Below are 14,882 nucleotides of genomic sequence, written 5' to 3' on the forward strand. Positions count from 1 at the left end.
TCAGCTCGCCAGGTCGGCGATTCCCGTGCCCATCAACTTGAATCCGAGGATCACAAAAAGCACTGTCATCACCACGGAATGGTTCGCCAGCAGCCACGTCCTCGCCCCCGTGAGGCGACGCTCCACCGAATTCGGTGAGATGACGCTGATCAACCAAGGAATCGCAGCCGCACTGACCCCGATGAGCGCGAAGATGAGGATCACTGGGATGACCTCCTCGACCGGGAGACGCGCCTGCGAGATCCTTCCGCTTGCTGCGATCAGCAGCGGTAGGTCCTTAGGCGAGAGCGGGCCCGAGATCAGCACCCCCAGCAGGAACGCCTTCCCTATGCTCAGGTGGTCGAGGCCGCTGATCCATTTTGGCGGCTCGGTTTCCAGACGCTTGCCCCACTGGTGAAAGGCCAGCGCAAGCAACCCCGCACCGAGCACAATCTCAAGAACGTCCACGGTGATATTCGCACCGGAGTCTGGGTCATCCGCCCCAGATGCACGCCCGATGAGAACGAGCACACCGACCAGCAGTACGGCAAGCGTGTAACACCCCAGTATGAAAGCGGTGCCGTTGGTGCGGCCCTTGCCTGAGGTAGCCATGAGGATAACGGCCACAATCGCCAGTGGGCTAATGGCAATGGCGACGCCGAGAGTCAGAATATCTCCGAGTAGTGAAAGCATCAGAGCTGCACCTTGCTTTCTGAAGAATCCAGCGCATCACTGCGCGATTGTGCGTTGCGCGATCTGCGCTCAGCCAGGTTCTGACGTACTGATGCGGTGACGGCTACAACAGCACCGCGGGTCTTCAGCGCAAGTGCGGAGCGCCCACAGACCCATCCGCCGATCGCCATCAGGATGCCGAGCACCATGAACAGCCACACGCTGCTTCTGATGCCGCCGGTGAGGTGCATATAAATCGCTTCGACCCCTAGGGGCGCCAGGCTAAGTTCGCCCGCGGCAACGCCGACACCGGCCGATCCCAGCAGCAGTACGACTCCGAGTGCCCCGCTTCCCAGTGCCGTACCGATCCCCGCCCCCACGACCGCCGTGCTTCGTCGGCGAGCGAACGCAATACCGAGCGCGAAGAGCCCGATCGTGACGAAAGGCAGCCATTGCCCGGTGGTCTCGACAAGCGCATAGGTGGCACGGATCGTGAGGAGCGCCTCGCCGTCGCCCAGCGCAATGGTGCGGTCAACTGCGGGGATGAGCGCAGCGACGGCGACACCGCGATTAGTGAGCGTCTCTTTGAGTTCCGCGATGAGAGGACCCGTCGCAATACCCACACCGTCGCGCGACAGCACGATTATGCCGCCGCCATCAGAGGTGGATGCGAGGGTGAGCGCTTTATGTGCGCCTCGCGCGCTGGTAGCCCACACGTCGGAAAATACATCGGATGCGACCGCGCTCGCGAGTGTCGATTCAACAATGTTCGTGAGGCCATCAGCTGCCGGCTGACGGAGGATATCTAGTGCCGCGGAGGCGCGGGGAGGCACTCCCAGGTCGACAATCGCGTCGAAGAGTTCGTCGGTAAGCACACCGAAGTCAACCTGTGCGCGGATGGCGGACATCGTCTCGTCAGCGATGAGGTCTTGCACTGCGGCATCGTCGATGAGCGGCGCCAGCGTCGCGACGAACGCATCTTCGTTGACGAGTTGCATCCGCGCCCATCCGCCGATGATTGACGCCGGAACGAGGATCGACGCCACCACGATGCACACAGCCGAGACCACGCTGCGCCAGCGGGCACCCGCAACCGGATTCGACGATATTTTCTTACTTTTGAGTTTCGCGTTCTCAACTTCTAGCTCTTGCACTCGCTGTGCAAGCGCCGCACCGTCGACGGGACCTGTCATGATCATTCCTCTCGGTACCGCTTGTACCTGGTGACGCCTGCTGCGTTCTCGCCGGTCGACTCGACGTTGCGCAGGAAGAGAATGATCCAAGTGAAGATGAGCATCGATGCCACAAGTTCAACGGCGGTGAGGTTGTAGATCCCGATTACAAAGAGCACCACGAGCCCGATGATGACGGCCACGAAAACAAACCCGAGCACGAGGAAGACCCGCGGCATGCTGGGGACGAGCCACGGAAGCGCGACTGTCAGCACCGCGAAGGCAACCATCATGCCCGTTGCCACGGTGTTATGAATGAGGAAGAACCGATCGACGGGGAACAACCCGACACATGAGAGCATCGCGCCAAGGAGCACGAAGAGCGCCCACACCATGCGTCGACGACGAACCTGAGACGAAGTGAAAAATGGCAGGCCCTCAGTTGCAAGGCGAGCGATCGTCGTGATGATGACGCCCGACACGATCAACGTCAGGTTGAAAGTGAGCGACGAGATGTCGTGTGTGATTCCGAGCGCGGAGAGGTTCATTTGCCACCAAAGCGGGTCACTTGAACTCAACATTGCGGTGATCATTCCCACCGCAAGAAAGACCGCGAGCACCAGTGACAGATGCCGGGGAGACATGGCCGTCCCGCTGAGATAAGCGCAATAGGCACTCAGCGCCGTCATCGCGGCGACGATCGCAGCGGCAGGATCGGCATAGAGCGTCGCTCCGAGAAAGCTCTGCTGCATGACCGCGGCCAGCCCGATCGATCCGAAAAGCGCGATCACGCCATGAGCCAGCGACAATGCCACCAGATCGAACCATTGAAAACGTACTCTCGTGGCTCGACCAGCGCGAGACCGCAATCTAAGGCGCACCGCCAATCGCGACCCGGCGAAAGAGAGCGCCGCGGCAATCGCGGCGGCAATCGAAGCAAACTCCCCCACCGATTGATGGCCCGAGATGGGGAGTTCTCGACCCCAGAAACACAAGACGGCTATGAGCCCGCTCACCACGAACGCAGACACCGCAAGTATCAGTGCGAACGATTCGCTGTCGGATGTGCGCCAGCGCTGACGCAGGGAGTTCGCCACGGCTCACCCGGTTTCTGCAGAGACTCGGGCAGAGGGTGCCCGGCGATCCCACTGCGGCAACACAATGAGGGAGGCAAGGAGGAAGCAAATAGCCCCGATGAACGTCCCGTAGTTGGCCAACGATCCGTTGACGACGTTGCCGCTCGAGAGAATGTACGAGCCAACCGCCGAGATACCGAAAGCAACGCATCCGACGAAGTTGATCGCTACCGACCACCACGCCCGTTTGGACGGCTCCCACAGCTGGGAAACGTGGGCGTAGGCCACGAAAGCGAGCACGCCGCTCACGAGGAACCCCACTGAACCACCGGCATCCGGGTTCCAGACGAGGCGTTCCTGCGCCGAGACTGATTTGGCATAGAGCGCACTGGTTGTGCTGACGTTGAACAGCAGCGTGCCGAAGGACTGCGTTGCCGCTGCAAGCCACTCGGCCCGAACCATCCGCCCGGGAGCGTACGAGACCGGAACCGCCATCGCGCCGCTCAAAAACAGTTGGATGAGCCCTGCCGTCGTAAAGAACCATGCCCCGATGAAGAAAAGCAGATTCGACCCCGTACTGCCGAGAGCTTCGCTCAGGCCAGGGGCAGATCCCAGGGCAAAGAATGCAGAACCAATCATGAAGCCCCAGCACTGCTTCGCCACCGTCGGCACGAAGAAACGGTTGCGTGGATGTCCGATATTCGTTGCTGCCACGCTCATGCTCAGTGCTCCATCTCTCTCTTGGTACGACAACGACGCCATCGTGGGATAGGTCCGGGGAGGAAGCCTGATCGGTTTCCTCCCCGGAACACACTCAGATCAGTGGTGGAAGTGTGACCCGCTACCGGCCTCACGAGGAAGCGGAGTCTGTAGCGATTCGAGGAAGAGCACCTCTCCCTTGATGTCTGACAGCAGCGCTGTCGCGAGGTCGCGACTGAGTCCGAGCTTGACGACGATGCGCTGCAGAACCATGTCCGACATGTTGTCGGCCATGGGGTACGCCGGCACGAGCCACCCCTTCATCCGCAGGCGGTCGGCAAGGTCGTACAGGCTCCACTTGTCGGTGTACCCGGGCTTCAGCACCCAGGCGAAGACCGGAATCGTGTCCCCCTTGCTGATGAGGTCGAAGGGGCCGATCTTCGCGATCTCAGAGGACAGATAGGTGGCCACGTCGATCGAGTTCTGCTGGATCGCACGGTAGCCCTCACGGCCCAGACGCAGGAACTGGTAGTACTGCAACAGCACCTGCGCACCGGGACGCGAGAAGTTGAGCGCCAGGGTCGGCATGTCGCCCCCGAGGTAGCTCACGTGGAAAATCAGGCTCTCCGGCATCACTGCCTGGTTGCGCCAGACAACCCAGCCGACACCGGGGTAGACGAGACCGTACTTGTGACCGGACGTGCTGATCGAGTTCACTCGGTCAATACGGAAGTCCCAGTTGAGGTCGGGCTGGCAGAACGGTGCAACCATCGCACCTGATGCACCGTCGACGTGGATCTTGACGTCAAGACCGGTGCTCGCCTGAATCTCATCGAGCTTCTTGGCGATCGCTTCGACAGGCTCATAAGCGCCGGTGAAGGTCTGGCCGAGAATCGCGACAACACCGATGGTGTTTTCGTCTACGTACTTCTCGAGCTCGAACCCATCGAGCACCATGTGATCCGGAGTGACCGGCACATAGCGCGGCTCGATGTCCCAGTAGTTGCAGAACTTCTCCCAGACGACCTGCACGGCCGCCGACATGATGAGGTTCGGCTTCTCGGTGGATTTGCCTTCTGCTTTGCGCTTCTGCTGCCAGAGACGCTTCAATGCGAGGCCACCGAGCATGCAGGCCTCAGATGAACCGATCGTGGAGGTACCGATCGTGTCGGCCGTGTCCGGGACGTTCCAGAGCTCAGCGAGCATCCGCCAGCAACGATCCTCGATCGCCGCTGTCGCCGGGTACTCGTCCTTGTCGATCATGTTCTTGTCGGCAGCCTCGGCATAGATCTGCTTTGCCTTGTCGTCCATCCACGTGGTGACGAACGTGGCGAGATTCAACCGGGAGTTGCCGTCCAGGATCGCTTCGTCGTGCACGATCTGGTAAGCGGTCTCGGGCAGGCTCGAGTTCTCCGGCATCACGAACTTGTCGAACTCTGTTGCTTCGCCGGGTCGCACGAAAACAGGATTCAAGCTCGTCGTGGGATCGATGTTCGTCGTCTGACGAGCGTGGGAGGTGTTAGCAGTCACTTTTCGCTCCAAGGTTTGTATCGAGGATGGGGATGATGTCGGTATGGCTCGCCCCTCGCGGAATCGAGCTATACCTCCACGGGCGGATAGAGACGGTCCATGTTGTACTGCCTGTTACGACGGGCAGCCCAGGTCGAGACCGCGATGAAGGCGACTGTCAGCGCGATGATCACGGCGATCGAGGACCACAACCTGGAATCGACGCCGCCCACTACGAGCTGCCTGAGGCCGGTGACGGTGAACGTCATGGGGTCAAACAGGTGGATGTACTGGAACGGCACCGAGGTCACCGGCACGGGGTAGATGCCGCCGGCGGATGTCAGCATGATCATCAAGAACATCAGGGTGACAACACGTCCGACCGCGGGGCCGAACAGTGTGTTAAACATCTGAATCAGTGCCAAGAACATCGCCACCATCAGGACCATGAAGCCCAGGGTTCCGAGCGGATGGACCATCTTTAGACCCAGCGCGAAGTACAAGACGGTGAAGAGCAGAACCGCCTGCAGAGTTCCGACGAAGAACGTGGGCACGAACGAAGCGAGAACGACGCGGAATGATCCAAGTCCCTGGGCGAGCGGCCGTGCCTGCAACGGGGTGAAGAGCATCCACGCGATGAGAGAGCCGACGAACAATCCGAGGCCGATGAAGAAGGGAGCGAACCCGTAGGCGAATGTCTTCGCCTCGTTGTTTGTGATCTCCTTCAGCGCCACCGGGTCAGCAATCGCTTTAATGAAATTGCCCTGCTGTGTGCTGTCCCATGAGGGGATGAACTGCATACCCTCATTCACGGCTTCAGCGAGCTGATCCGTTCCTGCGGCGAGGAGCGGGGTGCCGGCGGCAAGTTCTGTTGCGCCGGCGCTGAGCTGAACCAGACCGGACGACAGCTGGTCTGCACCGGAGCGAAGCTGGCCTGCGGCCGACTGCACCTTCCCGAGATCACGCTGGATGCCACCGTCTTCAACAGAACGCAGAATCACGCTGACACGACTGTTCTGGTTATCGAGTTCAGCAGCGATGATGTCGACGTCTTGCTGGATCGCAGCGAAGGTACTCGTGAGATCTTGCGTGAGCCAGTTATCGGCAATGTAGTTGCGTACGTCAGCGAGACGGATGCCAATGTCCTGCTGGATCTCGTCGCCAGCTGCCAGCTCGTCAATGATGGCGTCGAGCCGAGCCACCGCTTCATCGCGCTTGTCTGCCACCGTGTTGAGGGCTTCAGCTGCTTGATTGGTGTTCGCGGTGATGCGCTGCACGACTTGGCGCAGTTCAGTGCCGGTGAGGCCTTGGCTATTGATGACCGTCTCCGCCTGGGAGACCGCACCGTTTACGGCGTTGTCTAGTTCGTCCAGTGCGTCGGCCAGCGTCGCTGAGCCGTCCTTAGCGGTGACCAGGTTCTCGGCCAGTTTCTGAGCACCATCGTTCGCGGTTTGCATGCCGGTGTTCAGCTCATCGACCTTCGCGGCGGCTTCACGGAGCTTCGGGATCGTGCCCTCAGCAACGCCCAACACCTTCTCGAAGATCTGCTCACCCACCTGGGCGCTGACCTGATTGATGACCTTTTCAGCGGCGTCCTGCCCGATAACGGTCGAGAGGTAGTTGTTCGCGTCGTTGTACGTGAAAATCAGAGTCGCCTGGTGAGCGCTGTCTGTGGCGGCCGAAGTCACCGACTCACTGAAGTTCTTAGGGACCGTGATGGTGAAGGCAAACCGGCCGTGAGCAAGACCGTCGACGCCCTCTTTCTCACTGACCTCATAGAGGTTGAGCTGCTTCGACTCGATCAGCCCCTTCACCACATCAACGCCGGCGTCCGTACGTTCACCGTCGACCGTGGCTCCCTCATCGACGTTGATGATCGCGACGGGAAGTTTGTCTACTTCACCGAACGGGTTCCAAAAGGCCCAAAGGTACAAAGCGCAGTACATCAACGGCATGATGATGATGACAATCAGTGCGAGACGCGGCATCCGTCCGCGGTAATACCGCTTGAAATCACTGCCGGGAGAAAATGCGGCAATCATCGGCTTAGGCCTTCCTGCTCGAGGATCGCGAATTCTTTGTCAGTCAGATTGGGAACCTCGACGAACTCGCGAACCCCGCTCTCTCGCACAACACCGTTTACGTCGGCAGTGATGACCGTCTGTTCTTTCCCGAGGGCAACCAAGCGATCAAGAACCGTGTGTGCACCCCGCACGCTGTGCAGCGTGTCGATACCACCGACGACCAGAAGTTCTGGCTTGCGAATATTCGCTACCGCGATGCGGAAGAGTGTCGCCGTCACTTCAGGAAGTTCCTCGACCATCGCGTTCATCGTCGGAAGCTTGTAATCGCCGAAAACCGGACGGCAAATACGTTCCAGATCTGCTTCGGTCGACTGCGGAACCCAGTTGTACCAGCGTGCAGCCCAACGAATTTGCTCGGTGACAATATCGTGCACGCGAATTGTTTGCGTGATGCCGTCGACCTCATCAATATTGGCGATGGCGGCGTTGTTGAAGAGGTTATGGTCTTTGTTGGTTTGGCCGAATGCGGTGAGAGACCCAACTGACGGTTTCATCCGACCGGCAAGGGTGAGCATCAACGACGTTCGTCCACGCCCACCCGCGCCGACCAGCACGGTCACACCACCCTTTTGCACCTTCAAATCGACCGGGCCATAAATGTGACCCCACGAGGCTTCTACACCGAGGCCTCGTGCATCGATGAGAATGTCGTTCGTCGTCGGTGCCGCATGTCGCGGTTGCGCGCCACGCACGGCGACGGATTCGGATGCATCCGAGTGCGATTCCATGTCTTCTCCTCTTTCAGAACGAACTTCTCCCGCGCGCATACGGCGGGCCGGACGGCCTACAGGTCGTTCTTTACAACGTGACCGTTCTTGACGATCACTTTGAAGTTCGCCTCCGGTTCTGCAATCAGAGAGAGGTCATTAATCGGGTTTCCATCGACCAGAATCATGTCTGCCCACGCACCCTCAGCGATGACGCCAAGTTTTCCGCCGCGATACGTGTTGCGTTCGCCGGAGAGCTCGAACAGTCCTGCGTTTCCGGAGGTGAGCATCTTGAGCGCTTCAACATTGCTGTAGAAGTCGCCCAGCCGCGCAGCCATCACGCTCTGGCGTGGGGCCGACTGCGGCTCAAGAAGCAGGTCAGTGCCCCACGCCGTCTTCACCCCGTATTTCTTCGCCCATTCGTATACCTGCTCGGTTCCGTGACAGATTTCAGTGTTCTTCCCCGCGCGAACGGGGTCGGGGTAGTGGTGATCGTCTTCAGCGAACGGCTGCATCGACAACCAGGTCTGGGATTCGCCGATGAGGCGAACGCTGGCTTCGTCCGCCAGGTGTCCGTGCTCAATCGACTTCACGCCCGCTTCGATGCCGCGGCGGATTCCGGCCGGCGTATAGACGTGCGTGGCAACGTAGGTGCCGTAATCACTCGCGGCGTCAACGGCCGCTTTGATCTCATCAGGGGTGTACTGCAGGGTGTTCAGCGGGTCATACATCGACGCTGCGCCACCACCAAGGGTCAGTTTGATCTGGGATGCGCCCATGCGCAGCTGCTCACGAACGGCAGCGAGGACGCGGGGAACACCATCGGCGACGCGCGTGAAGTGAATCTCCTCCGTGCGACTCGGCTTGCCACCGAATTCTTCCGGTACGTCGTAAACGAACGCAAAGTCGGCGTGACCGGACGTCTGCGAGATCATTGCCTGGCTGGGGAAGATGCGCGGACCTTCGAACGTGCCGCGGTCGATCAGCGCCTTCACCGGCGCAGTGTCACCGCCCATGTCTCGCACGGTCGTGAAACCACGCAACAGCATTCGCTTCGCCTCGGCGATCGTATTGCCGTATAGCGCACCGGTTGCGCCTTGAACGAAATCAAGCATGCTGTTCGAATTACCCATGAGGTGCACGTGGGCATCGCTCAGGCCGGGCATCAGGAATTTTCCCTTACCGTCGATCTCGATGGCGCCATCCGATGCGCCGCCTGCGACGGGGGAAGAAGTGAGGGCCACCACTCGGGGGCCCTCTATCAGGACATCAATATTGTCCTGAGTACGATCGCTCACGCCATCAAAAACACAGACGTTGCGAATAATCATTCTCTGCGGTGCATGGGTCGCTGGGGTCATGGTGGTGACCTTATTAGCCGTCGACAAGGCAGTGCAGACGAAGCTCTAAAAAATCGCCCTCTGCATCATCCGCCTATTCATCCCGGCTTCACCCTGGTTTCACCCTCTCGCGGACGAGAGTCAAATGTGGGTAGTGTCCGTTCCAAGATTCCGTTCGCGGAATCTCCCGTTATTCCCACTGACAGCGCGCAGAAAGAGTACGCATGACTAACCAGCAGCCTCCCGCGTCGGACACCACAGCCAACAAACGCGCCGCGAGTAACAGTAGGGCAATTATCGCAATCATCCTGGGAATCGCGGCACTTTCGTTCGTATTCTCCAACGTTGGTCCTGCCACGCTGCGCTTTCTTTTTCTTCAATTCACCATGCCTGCCTGGGGATGGTTCCTCGCTATTCTCATCACCGGTGTCGTGATTGGTTCTCTTTTTCCTTGGTTTCGACCACGAAAGAAGTAGCGAGTATGCGCCAGGCGCCATACGAGAGCTCATACGGGACATTTCCCAATTTGATTCGATCTGAACTGAACTTCCCGGAGGAAAAATGTGCACAAGAGTGGTGTGGACGGACGAAGTCGGCAACGTCATCGTCGGCCGGAACATGGACTATCACCGTGATCTCGGGACAAATCTCTGGACGCTTCCTCGGGGAGCCCAGCGCAACGATGGAGTGAACGGTAACCTCACCTGGGTTTCCCGCTATGGCAGCGTGGTTGCGACCGCATTCGACATGATCTCCGTGGACGGCCTGAATGAAGCAGGTCTCGGCGGCCACATTCTCTGGCTTGCTGAATCGACGTATGGCGAGCTCGACGAGACGAGGCCAGCGCTCAGCCAGGCGATCTGGCTGCAATACTTCCTGGACAATTTCGCTACCGTCGCCGAATCCGTTGCCTGGATCGAAGATCACGGCGTACAGGTCGTTCAGCTCACCGATCCTGCCAGTGGTGAAGTCCCCGCGATTCACCTCGCTCTCGACGATGCCACGGGCGATTCCGCCATCATCGAGTACATCGATGGCAAGGTCGAGGTCCACCACGACCGCGCGTACCGCGTCATGACGAACTCGCCGCGTTATGAAGAGCAAATCGCGCTACTCGCTGAGGTCGAAGGATTCGGCGGCGATCGCCCTCTACCTGGCACAACCCTTGCTTCTGACCGTTTTGCTCGCGCGGCCCACTACGTGGATCGACTTCCGCAGCCACGCACACAGGTGGAGGCGATTGCCTCGATGTTCAGTGTGATCCGTAATGCGGCGCAGCCATTCCGTCTGCCGGACCCGGGCAAGCCAGATGCCTCGCAGACCATCTGGCAGGTCGTCGTTGACCTCACCCGTAAGCGGTTCATCTTCGAATCAACCAGTCATCCCAACGTTGTCTGGGTCGATCTTGCCGACTTCGATTTCAGCGCAGGCTCACCGCAACTCATCCTCGAACTCAACGCGAAGCTGGCCATCGCGGATGGTATCGCCGGCAATGTGAGCAAAGAGTTCGAGCCCCTGCGGGAGCTTCATTTCCTCACGCTCACTGACATCAGGAACTTCGCCGCCGCACACGCGACAGATTCCGCATGACTAGTCGCGGGCTGCCCGGACACTTCGGTGCGCGGAGGCGGCTGTGAACTTTCATGATTCTGCCAAAGCTGAGCAGGAGTTGCTGCGTGCGATCGCCTCAGGAAACGTTGAGTCGATCGCACGCACCACGGTCGACAACATCTGGCCGCTGTTCAACTCGCACTTCGAGCTGCTGCGATCAGCCGTCGAATCGCTGCCGAACTCCGTATTGGATCGACGCCCGATTCTGCGAGCGCTGCATCCGATGACGCCGGTCCTTGCCAGGACGACGCGGCCATTCAAACCGCTCATGTCCCCGGACGAAGCGCGCATCATGACCCCCGACGAACTCGACGTGCTCACCCTCGTGCAGATCATCGCATTTCGAGCCAGCGGAGATGTCGCTGCGTCTTTGATCTACGCTCGGCGACTCGAAGATCGAATCGCTTTCACGAAGGGCAACTCGCGCGACAGAATCGATGGACCCCTTTGGTTCTACCACTACCAAATCGGATCAACGCTCCTCGCGGCCGGAGAATCGTCGCGAGCGCTACTTCAGTTCACGATCGCCCGAGAGCTCGGGCGCCTCTCTTTGCAAGAGGATGCTGAGCGGCTCGTGCTCGCGCGCACAGCGCTCGCCTACGCCGTGCGCGGTTCCCTCAGCGACGCCGAAACCACCCTCGCGGAAGCCGCATTGCAGCCACAATCGACGATCGCACACCGCGAATCGAGTATCACGGCCGAGCGAACAGCCGCCGCGCTCATCGGCGTCGAACGAATGGTGAGCAACGTCGACGAGCTCCTGTCCAATTTGGAGCCTTACGACAGCATCGCGATGAGCTGGCCGCTCGCTCTTCTCGTCCGAGCGCGGTCGCTCCTGGCCCGCCTTCGTCCTGACGAAGCGCTCGAAGCGGTCTGCCTGGCGCGGGATGCACATCCTCCACAGCACGGCTCATTCGCGTCCGACGTGATTTCTTCTGTATACCTCGAAGCGCTTTGGGGTGTAGGCGATGCGACAACAGCGCAGAACGTCATCGAAGCGCAGACGAAGCCGGGGATGCTCACCCTGTCGGCGATCGTGCGGGTCTCGCTCCACCAGTCCCGCACAGACCTCGCGAGCAGCGCGCTGCGCCGCCTCGAACAGAGTCGAAATCTCGGCCCTGGACAGCACGCGAACCTGCTGTTGCTCTCTGCCTGGCATGAGATGGTGCAGTCGGGGACACTCCACTCTGCGACGGTGCGCCAGATCTGGCGGCTCGGACTCAGGGAGGATAGCCGACGGCTGCTTGCGACAATGCCTGCGCAGCTCATCGAGCTCACCAGAGAGGGCTTGAGCGCCGATGAGGTTGCCGCGTTCGACCAAGCCACCGAGGGCCTCGCGCACGTCGACGTCCAGCGTCGCCCTGTGCTGACAGGCAGTGAACTTCGTGTACTCAATGCTCTACCCGTGCATGCGACCACGGCCGATATGGCCATGAGCTTTCATGTCTCACCCAACACGATCAAGTCTCAGCTGAGTTCGCTCTACCGAAAACTTGGTTGCTCGACCCGTGACGAAGCCGTCGCGATCGCGTCCCGTTTCCACCTCTTCGCCCACGCAGCAGAGTGAGCTCGATCATGTCCAGCCGCAAGACTGCCGTAGTCCCTCGACCAGGACTCGTCGATCGGGTGCGAGGCGCGCTCGTGGCTGTTCGACCACGTCTTCGCGATGATGCGGCGCCGCTTCCTGACGCTGGTGTCACCGAGATGCTTGGTCAGATCGGCGCGACGCTCCTGGCGTCATCCCAGGCCACCAACGATGTCGAAGCTACCCTCAACGATCTCGCCGAACAGTATGAGTGTCGGAATCTTCGCATTTTCGTGTTGCCGACGCTCATTCTGATAGAGGACACCGGAACCACGCCATCGCAAACGGCGATCTTCCCCGCGGATCATGACGCACTTCGGCTTGACCAGTCCGCGGCGATGGAGCGGCTTGTGCGAGACGCCGGGGTTTCCCGAACGTTGCCAGAAACTGTCGTCGCCACAATCTCTCGGATTCGATCTGCGCCACCGAGGTTCGGACCTGTCCTCAGTGTTGTGGGGTACATGCTGCTGACGGTGGGTTTCGGTATGGTCCTCAACCCGACGGTCACCGCACTGCCCGTCTATGTTGTGTTGGGCGCGCTCGTCGGAGTCATCGTGTTCATCGGCAGCCGGTCGCAAACGCTATCCCTCATACTTCCGGTGCTCACTGCTTTCAGCGTGACGCTGCTTATCTCTGTGCTTGTTCGACCGATCGTGCATGATGACGTCCTCCGACTCGTCGCCCCCTCCCTCGTCTCCTTCCTGCCAGGGCTGACGCTCACCATCGCGGCCGTCGAACTGACATCAGGACAGATGATGGCCGGCGCGAGCCGGCTGGTATATGGCATCGCTCGGCTGGGGCTGCTGGCATTCGGGGTGTACGTGGGAATCTCGGTCGGTGGCCAGCCACCGACATCAACGGGCACGGCCGAGCAACTGGGCGCGTGGGCACCCTGGGTCGGAATTCTGCTGGTCAGCCTTGGCTACTACCTGTTTTCCGCCTCTCCCCGTGGTTCATTGGTCTGGATTCTCTACGCGCTCGTCGTCGCGTACTCGGCCCAGTTGCTCGGTAATCTCCTCCTCGGGGCTGAGCTTTCTGGACTCATCGGCGCAGTTATCGTCATCCCCGCCGTGTATCTTGCCGGGCGGCTCAAAGCTGCACCGTCAACGGCGATCATGCTCACCTGTGCGTACTGGCTGCTGGTTCCCGGTGCGATGGGATTCATCGGCCTCAGCGAAGCCGCAGCCGGTACCGCTGGTGCGACGACCACCCTTCTGCGCACCTTCGCATCTCTGTTTGCGATCGCGATCGGGATGATGTTGGGCGCCGGATTCAGCCGCGACTTCACGGCCATCTCTCGGGGCTGGCGATCTGCCTCACACAAAGACGAGGAAGAGAATTGACGGAACTACGCCCCCAGTCAATCTGGGCGAGAGCGAGCCATCCGCTCTCGACGGGCTTTCTCCTTACCCTCGGCGGTCTCGCGGCATTCGCCCTTGGGCTCGCTGTCACGCATCTGTCGACGGTGCTCATATCGATCGGATTCGCGTTGTTCCTCGCGCTGGGGCTCGATCCGATCGTGCGCTGGTTCGAGGCGCGCGGTCTCACTCGAGCGTGGGCGATCGCGCTCGTGTCCGCTCTCTTCGCCATTGCGATTGCAGTGGTGATCTTGCTGATCGTGCCGCCGCTGTTGCAACAGGTCTCTCAGCTCACGAAGAGCATCCCCAGCGCCATCAAGGACTTTCAAGCGTCGAGTGTGTACGCCTGGCTGGAGAACACGCTGGGTACAGATGCCAGCTCGATCGTGACTGATGTGAAGTCCTATCTCACCCAGCCGTCACATATGGCAACCATCGGTCTCGGAGTTGTTCATGCCGGGAGTTCGATTGCAACGGCCGTATCGGGATCGGTCATCGTCGTCGTCCTGAGCCTGTACTTCCTGGCATCGCTTACGACCATGAAGGCTTCGCTGAACCGCTTGATGCCTGCGCGCAACCGCGCAGTCGTTTCAGATATGGCGGATCAGATCGCGGAATCCGTCGGCGGGTATCTGATGGGGATGACGATACTTGCGTTGTGCAACTCACTCGTCGCCTTCGTGCTGCACCTCGTGCTGCAGCTGCCGTTCGCGATGCTTATGGCCGTTGTCGCGTTCTGCCTCACCCTGATTCCACTTGTCGGCTCGGTGCTGTACTGGGGAGTCGCTACGTCTCTCGCTCTGTTTTCAGGGTGGCTTCCTGCGCTCATCTTCGCCGCGGTGTACCTCGTGTACATGCAACTGGAGGCGTACGTTCTTACCCCGAAGGTCATGGGCCGTGCGATCTCTGTTCCCGGGGTTCTCGTTATCATCGGCGCACTCGTCGGCGGCACGCTATTGGGGCTCTTGGGTGCCTTGATCGCCATTCCCGTCACCGCATCGATACTTCTCATCATCAAGAAAGTGCTCATTCCCCGGCAAGACGTAAAGGTTGACCCGGGGTTAGCTGAGGGCTAGATGCACATCCGAAA

The 14,882-nt window shown here is 60.0% G+C and carries 13 protein-coding genes; 5 read left to right on the forward strand and 8 right to left on the reverse strand.

The window, feature by feature from the left end; translation table 11 throughout:
• The 8 genes from ACSU04_RS13880 to ACSU04_RS13915 all read right to left on the reverse strand — a co-directional run bounded on the left by ACSU04_RS13880 (position 1) and on the right by ACSU04_RS13915 (position 9,196).
• Complete coding sequence (locus ACSU04_RS13880) at positions 1-672, reverse strand: GAP family protein (protein WP_439282784.1); 672 nt, start codon at positions 670-672, stop codon at positions 1-3.
• On the reverse strand, positions 672-1,844 hold the full coding sequence (locus ACSU04_RS13885; protein WP_439289990.1) for a hypothetical protein: 1,173 nt from the start codon (positions 1,842-1,844) through the stop codon (positions 672-674). The genes ACSU04_RS13880 and ACSU04_RS13885 overlap by 1 nt, the downstream gene beginning before the upstream one ends.
• A 2-nt stretch (positions 1,845-1,846) precedes the next feature.
• Complete coding sequence (locus ACSU04_RS13890) at positions 1,847-2,638, reverse strand: hypothetical protein (protein ID WP_439289991.1); 792 nt, start codon at positions 2,636-2,638, stop codon at positions 1,847-1,849.
• A 285-nt stretch (positions 2,639-2,923) separates the two neighbouring features.
• Entirely contained in the window at positions 2,924-3,619 is a 696-nt protein-coding gene (locus ACSU04_RS13895; protein ID WP_439289992.1) for a hypothetical protein, read from the reverse strand.
• 99 nt (positions 3,620-3,718) lie between these two features.
• On the reverse strand, positions 3,719-5,128 hold the full coding sequence (locus ACSU04_RS13900) for a glutamate decarboxylase (protein WP_439282777.1): 1,410 nt from the start codon (positions 5,126-5,128) through the stop codon (positions 3,719-3,721).
• Positions 5,129-5,196: 68 nt separating this feature from the next.
• Positions 5,197-7,149, reverse strand: a complete 1,953-nt coding sequence (locus ACSU04_RS13905) for a YhgE/Pip family protein (protein WP_439282775.1) — start codon at positions 7,147-7,149, stop codon at positions 5,197-5,199.
• Positions 7,146-7,919, reverse strand: a complete 774-nt coding sequence (locus ACSU04_RS13910; protein WP_439282773.1) for an ATP-binding cassette domain-containing protein — start codon at positions 7,917-7,919, stop codon at positions 7,146-7,148. The genes ACSU04_RS13905 and ACSU04_RS13910 overlap by 4 nt, the downstream gene beginning before the upstream one ends.
• A gap of 56 nt (positions 7,920-7,975) precedes the next feature.
• On the reverse strand, positions 7,976-9,196 hold the full coding sequence (locus ACSU04_RS13915) for an amidohydrolase family protein (RefSeq protein ID WP_439289993.1): 1,221 nt from the start codon (positions 9,194-9,196) through the stop codon (positions 7,976-7,978).
• A gap of 266 nt (positions 9,197-9,462) precedes the next feature.
• Between ACSU04_RS13915 and ACSU04_RS13920 the strand changes: the two genes are divergently transcribed.
• The 5 genes from ACSU04_RS13920 (at position 9,463) to ACSU04_RS13940 (ending at position 14,868) form a co-directional block, all read left to right on the forward strand.
• Entirely contained in the window at positions 9,463-9,714 is a 252-nt protein-coding gene (locus tag ACSU04_RS13920) for a LapA family protein (RefSeq protein WP_439282769.1), read from the forward strand.
• A gap of 85 nt (positions 9,715-9,799) precedes the next feature.
• Positions 9,800-10,828: a linear amide C-N hydrolase gene (locus ACSU04_RS13925; RefSeq protein ID WP_439289994.1), complete on the forward strand. Its 1,029-nt coding sequence runs from the start codon at positions 9,800-9,802 to the stop codon at positions 10,826-10,828.
• Positions 10,829-10,871: 43 nt separating this feature from the next.
• The gene (locus tag ACSU04_RS13930; protein WP_439289995.1) at positions 10,872-12,416 is read left to right on the forward strand and encodes a helix-turn-helix transcriptional regulator; all 1,545 of its coding nucleotides are present in this window, start codon (positions 10,872-10,874) and stop codon (positions 12,414-12,416) included.
• A gap of 74 nt (positions 12,417-12,490) precedes the next feature.
• Positions 12,491-13,777, forward strand: coding sequence for a threonine/serine ThrE exporter family protein (locus ACSU04_RS13935; RefSeq protein WP_439289996.1), 1,287 nt, complete (start codon positions 12,491-12,493; stop codon positions 13,775-13,777).
• Positions 13,774-14,868 carry an AI-2E family transporter gene (locus tag ACSU04_RS13940; RefSeq protein ID WP_439289997.1) on the forward strand — a complete coding sequence of 365 codons (1,095 nt, stop codon included), beginning with the start codon at positions 13,774-13,776 and terminating at the stop codon, positions 14,866-14,868. The genes ACSU04_RS13935 and ACSU04_RS13940 overlap by 4 nt, the downstream gene beginning before the upstream one ends.
• Positions 14,869-14,882 lie beyond the last annotated feature (14 nt).

Origin of the sequence: Microbacterium sp. A84, assembly GCF_051842815.1 — a bacterium.
Classification (GTDB): Bacteria; Actinomycetota; Actinomycetes; order Actinomycetales; family Microbacteriaceae; genus Microbacterium.

Bases quoted from the DNA above. Each gene is read 5' to 3' on its own strand.
- ACSU04_RS13910 (WP_439282773.1), bottom strand. From the start codon at position 7,919: ATGGAATCGCACTCGGATGCATCCGAATCCGTCGCCGTGCGTGGCGCG.
- ACSU04_RS13895 (WP_439289992.1), bottom strand. From the start codon at position 3,619: ATGAGCGTGGCAGCAACGAATATCGGACATCCACGCAACCGTTTCTTC.
- ACSU04_RS13905 (WP_439282775.1), bottom strand. From the start codon at position 7,149: ATGATTGCCGCATTTTCTCCCGGCAGTGATTTCAAGCGGTATTACCGC.
- ACSU04_RS13885 (WP_439289990.1), bottom strand. From the start codon at position 1,844: ATGACAGGTCCCGTCGACGGTGCGGCGCTTGCACAGCGAGTGCAAGAG.
- ACSU04_RS13920 (WP_439282769.1), top strand. From the start codon at position 9,463: ATGACTAACCAGCAGCCTCCCGCGTCGGACACCACAGCCAACAAACGC.
- ACSU04_RS13925 (WP_439289994.1), top strand. From the start codon at position 9,800: ATGTGCACAAGAGTGGTGTGGACGGACGAAGTCGGCAACGTCATCGTC.
- ACSU04_RS13880 (WP_439282784.1), bottom strand. From the start codon at position 672: ATGCTTTCACTACTCGGAGATATTCTGACTCTCGGCGTCGCCATTGCC.